This window comes from Desulfuribacillus alkaliarsenatis (genome assembly GCF_001730225.1).
Taxonomy (GTDB): Bacteria; Bacillota; Bacilli; order Desulfuribacillales; family Desulfuribacillaceae; genus Desulfuribacillus; species Desulfuribacillus alkaliarsenatis.
Genome location: NZ_MIJE01000001.1, coordinates 47404 through 60550, shown reverse-complemented (window position 1 = coordinate 60550; position 13147 = coordinate 47404). Strand labels below are relative to the sequence as shown.

Below are 13147 nucleotides of genomic sequence, written 5' to 3'. Positions count from 1 at the left end.
GCTTGATTCCACTATCCATGATTAAAAATCCCTTTTTTCTTAATCTCAGTGATTGCCATCTCCGCAATACTACCTGTAATAAATCCTGTAATAACTGCCGAGACTAATAATATCGGCAAATAATAAAGTATTACTACTTGACCTAATATCAATGAAGCAATGACAATCTGCGTTGTATTATGAACAATAGCACCCGCGATACTTATTCCCTTTATCGAAAAATAATTAGAGAATTTCTTATACAAGATTGACATTACAATTGCACTCATTATGCCACCAGTTAGGCTAAACGCAAGCATCATTACACCTCTAGTTAAGACGGCGATTACTAAGCTCCGCATTGTAACTATGAGCATAACATCCTTAAAGCTTAAGAACACAATTGCTAGTAAAGTAATTATGTTTGCTAAGCCCAATTTTACCCCAGGTACAGGAACTGGAACAGGTATGAACAATTCCAGAAATGATATTAATATCGCATTCGTTACTAATATAATTATGAGCCCGTAACGCTTATACTTGCTCATATAGACACGACCGTCTTCGAAGGTAGACATACTGCAATATGACCCTCCCTCGTTAACCAGCCAGTCATAACGCAAATTTGGTCAGGACAATCGGAGTGTAAAAACCGGATTCTCCCTGGCTCTGCTTCAATTGTAACTTTGATTCCTTCATCAAATTCAATATATTGTGTCTCTGTGATTTCATTAAGGTCGATTTCCGCTACTTTTTTCCCATCGCGTTCAATCTTTGCCATCAAACGATTATCGGCTGCACTTCTTCTAACCCAATCTGTAGACCAAGTCCAGACAAACAGTGCACCTGCAACGATTCCAGCAAATAAAAGCATGATAAAATCTCCACGCTTTAGCTTTGCAATTTTTTTCACGAAAATTCCTCCCCTCATGCTGTCGTTATTTATTTATTGTTATTCACTGATTGTTACTTCTAACATGTGATTGCATGCCCTCTGTCATTACTACCGTGCCGTCATCTAGTACCCATAGTGCTTCTATTTCAGTTAAACTGTCAACCAAATCCCGTCCCTTATCGTACGGTAGTAAAAATAGCTCTGTAGATAAATAATCTGCTATACCAGAGTTTTCTGCCAGTACAGTAACACCACGATGGTAATTTCCAGGCATTAATGTGTCTGGGTCGATAATATGATGTACTCTTATATCTTCTACCATAACATATCTTTGATAATCACCACTTGTATCTATTGACTGGTCCGTTAATTGCACCCTTTCTAGAATCCCCGATTCATCTAGGGCGTAAGGTACATCAGGGTTTTGAATTGCAGCTATCCAATAATCTCTGTCACTCGCCAAAGGCTCACCTAGTATCTTCCAGTTACCTCCTGATATAATCGCCCCTGATATAAAACCTTTCTCAATCATTTCTCTACCAACTATTTCTGCTGCATAGCCTTTGGCAATCGCTCCGAAGTCAAGACTCATATTGCTATCAGCTAAATATACGGTCATTGCCTGTTCATCAACAATAATATTATTAATATCGATATGCTCTGATGCTATTTCTAAATCTGCCTGCGGTGGCAAATACGCAGAATCATAGTCAACATACAGCGCATGCTCCATAACATCATCCCAAACTTTAATTAAGCTGCCAGCGGCTATGTTCATTTTTCCATAGGTACGTCCGTACCATTCCTTAGCAAATAGTATTAAATCAATGATTTCTTGTTCTACCTCAACAGGTTGAATCCCGGCGTTATCATTTATTGTTTTCACATTATTTATACCTGTATAGGTATTATATTTGTCGAAAAGCTTATGGAAATCCCAAAAACGGCTTTCAATCTCATCCACATATTCATAGAACTCTGCTTCCGATTCTGTAAATCCAATAACCTGAACTACCGTATCAAAGGTATCAAGAAAATTAGTTGCATATCTTTGATATTCTACTTGTTGAGATTCTTTACTACATCCTGTCAGCACAAGAGTCAATAGCAGTAGTACAATGAAAAACCTTTTTGCTAGTATCATAAATCTTGCTCCTCGTTAATTGTAAATGTGGTTGCGATTGCAGCCTCTCAATCAATTTAATTTGTACCGTTTTGTTCAAATAATTGTCGATAGATTGAAACTTGTCGTTACTAGGCAGCAAATAACGCTCTGACAAAACAAGCTTTTTTATCGAATATTTACTACATCCGTAATCAAATTCTTGTATAAGTTCCCGTAAATTGATACGAACGTCCAATCAATTTTTCAGTTTCTCTTACTTCTCCCTGTTTCAGTAATTTGCGAATCGTGCTACTAGAAATCTTCTCATTTCCATACATAATACTATAGTAAATCGCCGTTACGTGTAAACAAGTACATATGTCCCTAAGATTATTTGTTTTGCAAGTTTCATAAAAAATAAGATGACACGATTTACAATAATTAAATCGTAGCATCTTATATACTTAAATGACTTAATAATAACATCTAGTCACTATAACTTAATTCTGCCTGCTTTATTTTCTGCTTACGAATATAAATTATCAAAGCACTTGCCGCTAGTATAATTAAACCCAATGCAATACCAACAACATTAAGTGCTTGTCCAACCAGTTGAATATAAGGACTTAAAAATTTCCCAACTAAAAACAAACTTAATCCCCATAATAATGCTGTTGTGTAAGAATACAGTGCAAAAATTGGATACGGATAACGATTCGCTCCTAATAGAAAAGGTACCGCGTGACGTACTATTGGGACAAAATAGCAAAGAGAAGCTGAATATGAACCATACTTTTCTGAAAACTTCTGAGCTTTAGTGATATAGCTTTTAAATCTTAAATTGTTAATTCTTTTCTCTATCAGCACCTTACCAAATACTCGACCTATCATATATAGCACTGTAGCATTAACTGTTAAAGCTAAATATATTAGAAAAAATACATAATATGGATTCATATCTGTTATTGCTGCTAAAAACCCTCCTGTCATTATCAATACCTCATTAGGGATTGGAACTCCAAGTAGTGCAATATAGAACGATAGAAAAATAGCACTATAACTAATATAGAAGTAGTCTGAAATAAAAGTTGCATCCATTTTCAAGCCCCTCTCAATAAATACTTTCGATTTTAAAACTCTAAGTTAGTATTGAAGCTATCCTTGAACAAAATAGTATACTACCAACGATACAACCATTAGAGTTGTTACAACTATCGAAATATTAACGATGTCTCTTTTTTCAACATGACTAACTTCTCTAGTAGGGTTATTTTTCTTTAGGTAGTTCATCAGATATAGTGCAAAAACAATCCCTGCCAAACTCATCATGTGACTAACACTAAATGGCCCAAAAACCATCGGATTAATTCTTGAAAATTCTACAACACCTCTGATAGCTAAGAATCCGATTAAGTAGTGTAAGAAGATTCTATTGCCCAAGGGATTCCACTAGAAACTGGTGCACCAAATACATCGCATCCAATTCTACTTATACCTTGTGCTAATATTACTGCAGGTGCCGCTATATCCAGTGTTTTCCAAATCGGAAATTTCGTTTTGCCTCCTGTATAAAAACAAACAAACCCACTAAAAACCCAATTCCAATCATTACTCCAAACAAATGAATATTTAAAGGACCTATACTTATTAAAGGCTCCATTCTTGCTCCCCTTCCACTGAATACATTCTAATGTTAAAACAAACTGAGTGCCCTACTTCACCAACGGTAGTAAGGCACAAGTTAATTATCCCTGAAAAGTATGTAGATGGTGTGGTGAATGTATAAAATAATTATAAAGAAAACTAGGCATTCGCCCCGCCTTAATTTATGTATCCATAAACCTAAAGCAAGTCTAACCCTCGTGTGTGTTACATGAGGGTTAGACTTTAGTGTGTAATCATATTTACATAATACTATTGTGAGAGTAACCAGCTTGCAATATAGCCTGTCGTAGCACCTGATTTAACTTGCACCCAATCATTGTCTGTATCTAGTACCTCAACAGTATTTCCACTACGGGCAACTCCTACGATACTATGGTTCGTGCTTGGGCCGCTTCTTATATTAACTACCCCACCAGTAACAGTAGCCGTTTGTACTGCTGTTCCTGGATCTGATGGTGCTGAATTCCCTGTACTAGCTACTGGGGTTGATAGTAAAAAGTCAGCTACGTATGCAGATTGGCCATTCCAATCTATTTCATACCATCCACTTAATTGACGTTTTACAACTACTTCATCCCCATTACGGACAACACCTAGGATTGAACTATTAGTTGATGCTGCTGCTCTAACATTTACAATATTTCCAGTAACTCTACTCTTTAACGTTTCTGAAGTTACAGATACCGAACTTACTAACCAATCAGCGATAAAACCATTTCCATTTGCAATACGAACATTTAGCCAGCTTCCCGATTGTCCAATAACATCTAGGACATCACCATTTCTGACAACACTAATTACGGAGTGATTTGTCCCTGGTCCTGAACGAACGTTAACTGAATTTCCAGTTACACTAACCTGCCCAATTATCGACGGACTGCTTTCGTTGTCATTACCTGAATTCGAAGACTCTTGCTGATTTCCATTTAAAACTTGATTATTTGGCATAACTATTGGCATTTGAGGCGGCAAGTAGTAATTTGTTGGAATTACAGGTCCTGTATCAGTATACCTATGAGCTGCTGCAGGGTTCCAAGCGTCGTTAGGCAGAACACGGCGCGCCTCAAAGAAGTTCGATCCATACCAGTAAGAGAAATTAGTAACAATCCCTAATGCTGTAGGCCTGTTTTGCATTGTTTTTAACACGGCTGGTTTACCATCAATTACCCCCATGTAAATTCCTACACTAGAAATGTGCTTGTTATTTTCTGGACCTCCCCAGTACGTCATAATATCCCCAGGACGAAGATTTTCAATACCTTGAATACCGTATAAAGCCTGTCCAGATATACTTGTCCCAACTCTAACTGATGATACGCCAGGAACTCTAGTTCCAACCTTGTCGTAATCTCGTGATCTTGAAGTCATATTAATTCCAAAATCACGATAAACCAACTGTGTGAAATTAGAGCAGTCAATTAAACCATTAGTTGGATAACCTCCTGCAAAATTATAAACCATGTAGCCATGTTCCATATACCAGATTGCACGAGCGACAACCTGATGGGCTAAACTACCATCATATTGCTGTTCAAACGCCCTAATGATTGGAACTTCATGATTGTTATAAGTTGCAAGATTGTTATGGTATTTTTCAACTGCCTGCTGTCTTGTGATACTAACAGCTTCTGCTTCTTTAGTACTTATTGGTGAAACGAAGATACTAGCAAATACTAAACATGTTGACATTACCAAAGCTGTGAGCTTTTGCTTTTTATTCATAATTCACCTTCCATTTTAAGTTTTTATTAAAGTCTTACTACGACTGGTTTACATAATAACGAAAGAATGTGTGATTTCTGTGCAGATTCAATAAATTAATTATAAAGTTATGTAAACTAATGTACCTGATAACGCTCACAACATTTGTTCAATGTCTAGTTTTCCAGTATAATATCAAGAGGATGTGAATCAACAACTTAGTCAGGGAAAGGGATTTCAGGATGGAACTTACAGAAGAACGGGTTATACCCAAATTAATGAACCCAAAAAGTGGCATATTAATTGAGCATATAGCAAGATATGAGTTTGCCCGCAAGTTCGCTCAAGGTCGTGTTTTAGATATTGCCTGTGGCGTTGGCTATGGAACGGAGATTGTTTTTGATGATAATCCAGCTATTAGTCAGTTTGTTGGGATTGATATTTCTGAGGTAGCAATAGAGTATGCGAAAACTCATTATAATTACCCTGAGGCTGAGTACTATGTTGATGACGCTTTGAATGAAAATCTACATAAAACTTACGGTACCTTTGATACGATCATAAGCTTTGAGACGATTGAACACTTCTACGGAGATGAGATTTTTGTTAAGAATTTATATAATCTGTTAAACCCAGGCGGCAAGCTGATTATATCAACACCATTTGGTCGCGGAAAAAATGAACCTTGCTCTGCGCCGCACCACGTTTATCAATATACTGAGGCAGAGTTTTTAGAAGTATTGTCGCCTTTTGAGCAGATAACTATGTATCACCAAATAGACAATATCATTGAAATTCCTAAACCAGAAAAAAAATATTATTTAATGGTCGCAGTATGTAAAAAATAAATGAGTGATTCAAAAAACACGGCCCTCTTAACGAGAATCGTGTTTTTCTTCATTATTAATCTTTATGGCTGATAATTATTTCTTACTAATTCTATCTTTTGATTTTCTAATACATATTTAAAGCTACGATTTTGCTGTCTACTACCGATGTTCATTATTTGTAAAGTGTACGCATTTGCATTCTCATAAGAACTAACAACAAAGTTCGTCGAAATTATCGTTCTTCCATCTTTTTCTTCTATAAAGAAACCTTGACGACCTTCAATAGTCTCTCCTTTATCATTAGTTAACTTCATTTCAAACATATCATAATCTCCTAATATTGTATCGAGGGCAAAGCGAATATTAAACGAACTGGGAGTTGCAGTAGCACTTAATAACTCGATATCTGAAGAGCTATTTTTTTCGATATATTCGTATGATAATGCCTCCATATACCTTTGATCTTCTATATCTTTATTACCTTCTATGCCTTCTATAGCAAATAACCAACTTCCATCAATGCTTCTTAATTCTCCTCTATCATTGAACAATTTTACGGTTTCTATATCAATTTCTGCATTATTTAGTGGAGGAATTTCGCCCATTAACGATTCGAGTATAATATAAATATTCACCTTGCCTTGCTCTGGATTTATTGATTCAATTATACTTCCACTATTAATAACATGTGGTAATTCACCTTTCAAAGGCTTTGTATCTGGAATCATCTCAGCTAAATACTCTCCATCTCCATTCCTTATCCTAAAGTCTAAATTAACGATCTTTATTGAATCTAGTATTTTTTCATCATCAAACTGGACAAGCAAATTCAATGCTATTTTGTTACTATCATAATAATAACTATCAAGCGTGATTCCAATGTCCTCATTATTTATCGTTTCATTATTTGTTTGAAATAAACCTTCCTCAAATACTTTCACAATCCCTTTGTCATTAAAAAAAGTCTTCACTCCTGCAACGACCGAGCTATTAGTTGCCACCAAACCTACAGCAAGCAGACAACTAGCTGCCACTATCGTTTTTTTAATAAATCTACTTCTCCACTTGCTCTTGCTTTGGCTTTTTATATGATTATAGGTAACATCAAGTGAGTTTCTAACTGCCTCTGGAATTTCACTTTCTTTTGCTAATGTTTTACGCATTTCTTCATCAAAGCGACTGCTCATATGCGTCTACCTCCTCATTATTAAAATACAGTTCTTTCAAAAGTGCTCTCGCCCTGGAAAGCCTAGACTTTATAGTGCCTTCTGGGTCCCCTAAGAACTCTCCAATTTCTCGAGTATTCAGCCCAACGATGTAATATAAAATCACAACTTCCTTGTAGTCTTTGCTTAGACTGTTAATTGCATCGTTTAACTCAAAATGTATAGTATCATCCTTGGCTTTTTTATCAGGTAATACTTCTTCAACATAGACAACTTTGCTTTTTTTGCGTAACATTTCATTGCATTTATTAATCAATATTTTACAAATCCATGTTCTAAAATACTGTTCATTTTGTAACGATTGGATTTTCTCAAAGGCAACCATAATCGTTTCCTGCATAACATCGGCAACGTCTTGCTCGTTATTCAAAAACCTCTTTGCTATGTTATATAAGATTTTCTCATATTGCTTTATCGCATTAACAAATGCTTCTCCGTCTCCTTTTTTTGCCTTTTTTACTAAAGCAGCTAGTTCCACTTACTGACCCCCTTATATTTGTTTTACACTCTATTAGATTGTTATAATCCTCAATTCGTTGCATCCAAAAAAATATTTTAATTGAACGGCATTGCAATATAATAAGCACTTATAATGAGCAAAAGCACGACTCTCTTTATGAGAATCGTGCCTTTGTTGATCAATATTAATATTGGTGGAGACTAGCGGGATCGAACCGCTGACCTTTTGGCTGCCAGCCAAACGCTCTCCCAGCTGAGCTAAGCCCCCATATTTGTGTTGATAGCTGACGCTTATTTGCGTCAGCTATTACATTATAAAATAGAACTATGATTGTTGGCAAGTACAAATATTGACAAAGGTAAATGCACCAATACCATATACTAATTTTAATAATCAGCAGCTTGTAACACGATTTCTGCCCGCGCTTTTAACATTGTAAAGGCAGGCATCCGCCTTTTTAAATAAATCGTTCTTATCGTCTATTGGGTCTGGGTAACTAGCTACACCTATCGAGACAGTTATATTGATTTTTACTGATTCATTCTGTAAATCTGAGATTGGAAATTCGTGTATCTCTACAGCTTGCCTAATTCGCTCCGCTACTATTATTGCCTGTTCTTTTGCGCATTCAGGCAAAATAATTGCAAATTCTTCTCCACCTACTCGAGCAACATAATCGAACGGCCTGGTATTGTTCTTTAAAACCTTTGCAAATTCTTTAAGGATTATATCACCAGCAAGATGTCCATATGTGTCATTTACAGTCTTAAAATAATCGATGTCTAAAAGCAATAATGACATACGCTCATCAGCTCTTTTAGGATTGTCTACATACTCGCTTAAAACTTTATGAAATTGTCTAACATTATTTAGCCCTGTCAGGAAATCAACCTGAGCAGATTCCTTATACAATCTATAAGATTTATTTGCTCTATCAATATAATCAGCTATAAAAAACACTATAATTCCACCTAAAAAAGCGTATATTGCATATTTGAACATGAAATCTTGAGCAACTTTAATATCTTCTGTTATAAAGAAAATAGTAGTTATATATAATAGAACATTAACTATATTCATACAGTTAAATTTCCAAAATGTGGACAGTTTTTGTTTTACAATATAACCACTTACAAAAGCCATTATATATATAAGTACCACACCTGCAATTGCAGCTTCATTAAAATCAAAAAACACTACCCTGTTTATTGCTATTACTGTTGCCGCAGCCAAGCTACTAACTAAACCACCATACATAGCTCCAATAATTACTGCAAAGTTTCTAAAGTCCAGTAAAATTATATCGTTATAGGGTATTGCAAATATCATCAATAAAGAGCCTAGTATCCCTGCAGCAATTCCACTATACACTTTACTTTTAATAGAAGCATTAATATTATAATTGCGGGAAAGCAACCCTGAAATTGTTAAGAACGAAATTACTAAAGCTAAGTTTAGTATAATGTCTTTATCCATCTACTTGTCTCCCCACATACATTTATACTATGCATTATATAGGAATTCTTTACTAGATGCCAAATAATAAAACATCCAATAGTCACGTTTTTTCGTGACAAACTGGATGTTTTCACCGATTTGTTCAATAATTTACACTAGCTTTCTGTACTGATCACAATATTCCTATCATCTTGTTGTATCTTCAGTAATACATAAGGATAAGTAAATGACTGTGTGACGAACTCGCCCTTTTGTGGTTCTCGAGTTAGGGCTACTAGCTCAATTTTATCTTCGTATCCCCTTACCTGCTCTATTATGATTTCATATCCTCCCGTAGGCTTCTCACCTTTAGCTAACAAAACAAGGGTAAATGCCTGTGAGCGTTTACCTGCATCTAATGTATGCATACCAGGCTTGTAATAATTGTTAGCAAACCATTCCAGTACTTCTTCATCGGTAATTTCGTCTATGTCTATTAGCTCAAATTCAATCTCTGCGTATGAAGTAGCAGAGATTACAGCTGTTTGGTTTGTCCCTGAACAACCTAGTAATAATAATGATACAACGGCTAATATAGTTATTAAAAACCATCTTAATTTAAATTTCATTTGGTTATTAAGATATCTTGATGGCAAATTAATCTCCCCTATGTTCATATGTATACGTTAATTATAACGTATTTATCTAAATTTAACATAGGGGATTTTAATCCATTATTAATTTTTTTCATTAGTGAACTTAATACTATACTTATTGTTCTAATAAGGACATTTTTTCAATGTATGAAATGCGGTTCTGTTGTCCTTCGATTGGCTCAAATTCAATGTAAATATGGTCACCCTCTTCAATACCAACCAGCTGTTCCTTGGCTTCATCAGTTAATTGAAATGCACGGTGTTCTTCTGGGGTTAATTGAATTTCAATTGAATTCTGATCAATCATGCCAGTGAATATACCGTATGCGCTTCCTTCTGATGCTTCATATGGCTCAGCCGCTTCAGGTTCTAATTGTGTTAAACCACTATAGACAAACTGGCTATCATCTGCTGCCCTTGTTAATAATACATTTGGATAGGTTAATGCCTGTATAACCATATCACCTTCAGCAGGTGGCTGTACTTCACCAGTCACATAGATTTTCTCGTCTAACTTTTTCAGTGAAAGGTTAATAATTTGGTAACCACCAGTAGGTCTCTCTCCTGCACTTACTATAATGTACTGTGTATCTTCAAGAACAATCATATGCAGACCTTCATTTTGATAATTCTCTAAATACCAATCCATTAATTCTGCAGGTAATTCTTGTTCCGTGATAACTTGGTATTCCACCTCTACACCACCCTCAGCTGGTTTTTCACCATTTTCATTAGGTGCAACTGCATCATCACAAGCTGTAAATACAAACAATAGCGATACAGCTAATAATACTTGTAGCAATCTTTTAATTTTCATATTTCATCTCTCCTTGCAACATTTTTTGTTTTGTCATTATTTCTGACGTAAGCTGCAGGAAAAATGTTTCAAAACTTAGTGTTTCAATCTGCTTTTTTACAGCTTTTATTAATAATATAGCTTTGATACTGCTGTAACACCTGCTGATTTTCGTTTAAAAAACCTACAAACTGATTTATCACCGTATATGTATTCCAGCTTACGTAATGCTCCATTTGTTCTACGTCTTTTTGGAGGTTATCTTTGATTCCAAGCATCGATAGAAATTCTTTTACAGTATTATGTCGGTTCAAAAAAAACTCTCCTAAATTACTTCCCTCTTCTGTCAATTGAATTAAACCATACCTTTCATAGTGGAGTAGCTTCTTCTCGCTGAGTTTTTGCACCATTTTTGTAACAGAAGGTGGTTGTACATTAAGGCTGTCTGCTAAATCATTAACACGGATTTGTTGTTTTATCAAGCCTATACGATAAATCATTTCTATATAATCCTCCATGCTAGGCGTTAATGTATTTTCTCCTGCCGTTATCTCGTATCCCCTCGCAGTATAGAACTGTTCATTGCTATTTGGCATTTTAATTCACCTCAAAATTGTTTAGACGACTTATATATTATTCATATTCGGAAAGGCACCATTTAGAATTGCTTTTAATATAGTACTATCAGTAGGATTTTTAGTCGTGGTTAACTTTTAACATTATTAATAAAAACCTGATTACTGGAGGTTTGTACTGTGAAGTCTGATACTGTAATTGAGGTGCGAGATTTGTGCGCTTCATATCATGATAAGAAGGTTTTTGACAATATTTCTTTCACCGTAGGATCAAATCAGATAGTTGGTATTATTGGTCCAAATGGTGCAGGAAAATCAACATTAATAAAAGCAATGCTTGGATTCTTACCTATTAGAAAAGGCTGTATCACTTATAAAAAGCAGCCAATTTGTAAGTTGCGAAAAGAAATAGCCTACGTTCCACAACGATCATCAATCGATATGGATTTTCCAGTGTTAGTTGAGGATGTGGTGATGATGGGACGTTTCCCGCACATTTCTTGGTGGGGTATCCCGTCAAAAAAAGATCGCGAAATCGTAGCTGAGAGCTTGGAGCAGGTTGGAATGTATCAAGCTCGCAAAACCCAGATTGGTCAATTATCTGGCGGACAGCAGCAGCGGGTTTTCTTAGCTCGAGCTTTAGCACAGAAAGCTAGCTTATTCTTCCTTGATGAACCCTTTGCTGGAATTGATATGAGCTCAGAAAGTAAAATCATGGATATTTTAAAAGCACTCCGCGATACTGGTAATACACTTTTTGTTGTTCATCATGACCTTAGCAAAGCAGATAGCTATTTCGATAAACTATTATTACTTAAGAATAAGCTTATCGCCTATGGACGAAGCGAGGATGTATTCCAAGTTGATTGCCTGCGTGAGGCTTATGACGGCAAGGTAGCTACCTTCAACAAGCAAAAAGGGATGCTGGTGGTGAATGGCTAATGGATAATATTTATATTTTCATTGATGCTTTGACCCGTTATCAGTATTTGCAAAATGCTATGATTGCTGGTGTTCTAGTCGGTATTATTTGCGGAGTAATCGGTTGTTTTATCATCTTACGTGGTATGGCGCTTATGGGTGATGCAATATCCCACGCTGTTCTACCTGGGGTCGTCATAGCTTATATATTGGGCTTTAGTTTCTTTATTGGAGCAGTTATAACTGGTTTACTCACTGCCCTCGGTATTGGCTACGTAGCCCAAAACAGTAAGATTAAAGATGATTCTGCAATCGGCATCCTATTTACAGCAGCCTTTGCCTTAGGAGTTGTAATGATAACAGGAATCCGTGGAACAGGAGTAGATTTGTGGCATATCTTATTTGGTAATGTGTTAGCAGTATCCCGTGCAGATTTATGGATGATATTAGGAATTGGGCTATTTGTGCTTATTACTGTTGCCTCATTTTATAAACAATTGCTAGTTAGCACCTTCGACCCGACTATGGCGAAGGCAATTGGTCTACCTACGAAAGCTATTCATTATGGCTTAATGCTCCTTCTGTCCTTAGTTACTGTAGCGTCGTTGAAGACTGTAGGAATTGTATTGGTAGTCGCGATGCTAATCACTCCAGGGGCAACAGCGTATCTCTTGACTGATCGCTTACCAACTATGATTGGTCTTGCTGCTTTGTTTGGAGTTTTCTCGTCAATTGTAGGAGTTTATTTCTCCTATATTTACGACGTTGCTACGGGAGCTTCGATTGTACTTGTAGCATCTTTATTGTTTGCAATAAGCTTTTTCTTCTCACCAAAGCATGGACTTATTACATTAAAGTGGCGTTCCTATGCTACTAGTGAACAAAAGTAAATGGAGGAATA

At 36.0% G+C, this 13147-nt stretch carries 16 protein-coding genes and 1 tRNA gene; 3 read left to right on the top strand and 14 right to left on the bottom strand.

Translation table 11 applies throughout. The features are described 5' to 3' along the window. Positions 1-11: 11 nt before the first annotated feature. The 7 genes from BHF68_RS00295 to BHF68_RS00270 form a co-directional block, all read right to left on the bottom strand. Entirely contained in the window at positions 12-557 is a 546-nt protein-coding gene (locus tag BHF68_RS00295; protein ID WP_218070310.1) for a Gx transporter family protein, read from the bottom strand. Then, positions 524-892 (bottom strand): NusG domain II-containing protein, encoded by a 369-nt coding sequence (locus BHF68_RS00290; RefSeq protein ID WP_069641657.1) that lies wholly within the window; start codon positions 890-892, stop codon positions 524-526. The genes BHF68_RS00295 and BHF68_RS00290 overlap by 34 nt, the downstream gene beginning before the upstream one ends. 43 nt (positions 893-935) lie before the next feature. Further along, positions 936-2018: an FAD:protein FMN transferase gene (locus BHF68_RS00285; RefSeq protein ID WP_069641656.1), complete on the bottom strand. Its 1083-nt coding sequence runs from the start codon at positions 2016-2018 to the stop codon at positions 936-938. 447 nt (positions 2019-2465) lie between these two features. Continuing rightward, positions 2466-3077: a DedA family protein gene (locus BHF68_RS00280; protein ID WP_069641655.1), complete on the bottom strand. Its 612-nt coding sequence runs from the start codon at positions 3075-3077 to the stop codon at positions 2466-2468. A 57-nt stretch (positions 3078-3134) separates the two neighbouring features. Beyond that, on the bottom strand, positions 3135-3419 hold the full coding sequence (locus BHF68_RS15505; RefSeq protein ID WP_069641654.1) for a prolipoprotein diacylglyceryl transferase: 285 nt from the start codon (positions 3417-3419) through the stop codon (positions 3135-3137). After that, the gene (locus BHF68_RS15750) at positions 3389-3505 is read right to left on the bottom strand and encodes a hypothetical protein (protein WP_367114259.1); all 117 of its coding nucleotides are present in this window, start codon (positions 3503-3505) and stop codon (positions 3389-3391) included. The genes BHF68_RS15505 and BHF68_RS15750 overlap by 31 nt, the downstream gene beginning before the upstream one ends. Positions 3506-3893: 388 nt before the next feature. Further along, positions 3894-5366 carry an SH3 domain-containing protein gene (locus BHF68_RS00270; protein ID WP_069641653.1) on the bottom strand — a complete coding sequence of 491 codons (1473 nt, stop codon included), beginning with the start codon at positions 5364-5366 and terminating at the stop codon, positions 3894-3896. A gap of 221 nt (positions 5367-5587) precedes the next feature. Between BHF68_RS00270 and BHF68_RS00265 the strand changes: the two genes are divergently transcribed. After that, positions 5588-6193 carry a class I SAM-dependent methyltransferase gene (locus BHF68_RS00265; protein WP_069641652.1) on the top strand — a complete coding sequence of 202 codons (606 nt, stop codon included), beginning with the start codon at positions 5588-5590 and terminating at the stop codon, positions 6191-6193. 62 nt (positions 6194-6255) lie between these two features. Here BHF68_RS00265 and BHF68_RS00260 read toward each other — a convergent pair whose 3' ends face one another. The 7 genes from BHF68_RS00260 to mntR form a co-directional block, all read right to left on the bottom strand. Then, entirely contained in the window at positions 6256-7362 is a 1107-nt protein-coding gene (locus BHF68_RS00260) for a DUF4179 domain-containing protein (RefSeq protein WP_069641651.1), read from the bottom strand. Next, a complete protein-coding gene (locus BHF68_RS00255) occupies positions 7346-7879 on the bottom strand; it encodes an RNA polymerase sigma factor (protein WP_069641650.1) in 534 nt (177 codons plus the stop codon). Before BHF68_RS00255 ends, BHF68_RS00260 begins: the two co-directional genes overlap by 17 nt. 173 nt (positions 7880-8052) lie before the next feature. Beyond that, positions 8053-8128: transfer RNA gene (locus BHF68_RS00250), tRNA-Ala, on the bottom strand. A 126-nt stretch (positions 8129-8254) separates the two neighbouring features. Next, entirely contained in the window at positions 8255-9337 is a 1083-nt protein-coding gene (locus tag BHF68_RS00245) for a diguanylate cyclase (protein WP_069641649.1), read from the bottom strand. Between the two features lie 137 nt (positions 9338-9474). Next, positions 9475-9954 carry a protease complex subunit PrcB family protein gene (locus tag BHF68_RS00240; RefSeq protein ID WP_069641648.1) on the bottom strand — a complete coding sequence of 160 codons (480 nt, stop codon included), beginning with the start codon at positions 9952-9954 and terminating at the stop codon, positions 9475-9477. Positions 9955-10069: 115 nt separating this feature from the next. Continuing rightward, the gene (locus tag BHF68_RS00235; RefSeq protein WP_069641647.1) at positions 10070-10771 is read right to left on the bottom strand and encodes a protease complex subunit PrcB family protein; all 702 of its coding nucleotides are present in this window, start codon (positions 10769-10771) and stop codon (positions 10070-10072) included. Positions 10772-10854: 83 nt separating this feature from the next. After that, the gene (gene mntR / locus BHF68_RS00230; RefSeq protein WP_069641646.1) at positions 10855-11346 is read right to left on the bottom strand and encodes a transcriptional regulator MntR; all 492 of its coding nucleotides are present in this window, start codon (positions 11344-11346) and stop codon (positions 10855-10857) included. A gap of 159 nt (positions 11347-11505) precedes the next feature. Between mntR and BHF68_RS00225 the strand changes: the two genes are divergently transcribed. Further along, positions 11506-12267: a metal ABC transporter ATP-binding protein gene (locus tag BHF68_RS00225; protein ID WP_069641645.1), complete on the top strand. Its 762-nt coding sequence runs from the start codon at positions 11506-11508 to the stop codon at positions 12265-12267. Then, a complete protein-coding gene (locus BHF68_RS00220) occupies positions 12267-13136 on the top strand; it encodes a metal ABC transporter permease (RefSeq protein ID WP_069641644.1) in 870 nt (289 codons plus the stop codon). The genes BHF68_RS00225 and BHF68_RS00220 overlap by 1 nt, the downstream gene beginning before the upstream one ends. Positions 13137-13147 lie beyond the last annotated feature (11 nt).

Coding starts and splice junctions, on each gene's coding strand:
- BHF68_RS00295 (WP_218070310.1), bottom strand. CDS start 557: ATGTCTACCTTCGAAGACGGTCGTGTCTATATGAGCAAGTATAAGCGT.
- BHF68_RS00285 (WP_069641656.1), bottom strand. CDS start 2,018: ATGATACTAGCAAAAAGGTTTTTCATTGTACTACTGCTATTGACTCTT.
- BHF68_RS00280 (WP_069641655.1), bottom strand. CDS start 3,077: ATGGATGCAACTTTTATTTCAGACTACTTCTATATTAGTTATAGTGCT.
- BHF68_RS00270 (WP_069641653.1), bottom strand. CDS start 5,366: ATGAATAAAAAGCAAAAGCTCACAGCTTTGGTAATGTCAACATGTTTA.
- BHF68_RS00265 (WP_069641652.1), top strand. CDS start 5,588: ATGGAACTTACAGAAGAACGGGTTATACCCAAATTAATGAACCCAAAA.
- BHF68_RS00260 (WP_069641651.1), bottom strand. CDS start 7,362: ATGAGCAGTCGCTTTGATGAAGAAATGCGTAAAACATTAGCAAAAGAA.
- BHF68_RS00245 (WP_069641649.1), bottom strand. CDS start 9,337: ATGGATAAAGACATTATACTAAACTTAGCTTTAGTAATTTCGTTCTTA.
- BHF68_RS00235 (WP_069641647.1), bottom strand. CDS start 10,771: ATGAAAATTAAAAGATTGCTACAAGTATTATTAGCTGTATCGCTATTG.
- mntR (WP_069641646.1), bottom strand. CDS start 11,346: ATGCCAAATAGCAATGAACAGTTCTATACTGCGAGGGGATACGAGATA.
- BHF68_RS00220 (WP_069641644.1), top strand. CDS start 12,267: ATGGATAATATTTATATTTTCATTGATGCTTTGACCCGTTATCAGTAT.